The organism is Pseudochrobactrum sp. AO18b (assembly GCF_000409565.1).
GTDB classification, from domain to species: domain Bacteria; phylum Pseudomonadota; class Alphaproteobacteria; order Rhizobiales; family Rhizobiaceae; genus Pseudochrobactrum; species Pseudochrobactrum saccharolyticum.
This window is the reverse complement of the sequence record NZ_ANNO01000455.1, coordinates 1-493: the sequence shown is the minus strand read 5'-3', so window position 1 is coordinate 493 and position 493 is coordinate 1. Positions and strand designations below refer to the sequence as shown.

Here is a 493-nt window from a genome sequence, read left to right as displayed (position 1 = left end):
GGGGTTTTTGTAAGAGATAAAATCTTAAACCAGATGTCTGAAAGCCTGAATGACTTCGTCATAAACAGGGCGCTTGAACGGAACGATCAGTTCCGGCAGCTCCATCATCGGTTTCCATGCCCACATATCAAATTCAGCATCATGTCCACCCGGTGGCGGGTTGATTGCAATCTCGCTTTCGTCGCCCTCAAAACGATAGGCAAACCAGCGCTGTGTCTGACCGCGATATTTGCCATTTAAGGCAATACCGATCAGATGTTCCGGCAGATCATAATTGATCCAGTCCGGCGCTTCGGCCAAAAGGCTGACGCTGCGCATACCTGTTTCTTCATAGAGCTCGCGCAGCGATGCCGTTGCCGGATCTTCACCGGCATCAATACCACCCTGCGGCATCTGCCAAAGCTGCGTTGCACCTTCCATCTCACCATTCGGCTCAATGATGCGGCGTCCAGCCCAGACTTTGCCTTCGCTGTTCAAAACCATAATGCCTACA

Annotated in this window: 1 protein-coding gene; it reads right to left on the bottom strand. The window is 51.5% G+C overall.

Going from position 1 to position 493, the window contains the following annotated elements; genetic code table 11:
- Positions 1-24: 24 nt before the first annotated feature.
- Positions 25-493 (bottom strand): RNA pyrophosphohydrolase (locus tag A918_RS0117160; RefSeq protein ID WP_022712244.1); only part of this gene is annotated, 469 nt, incomplete at its 5' end.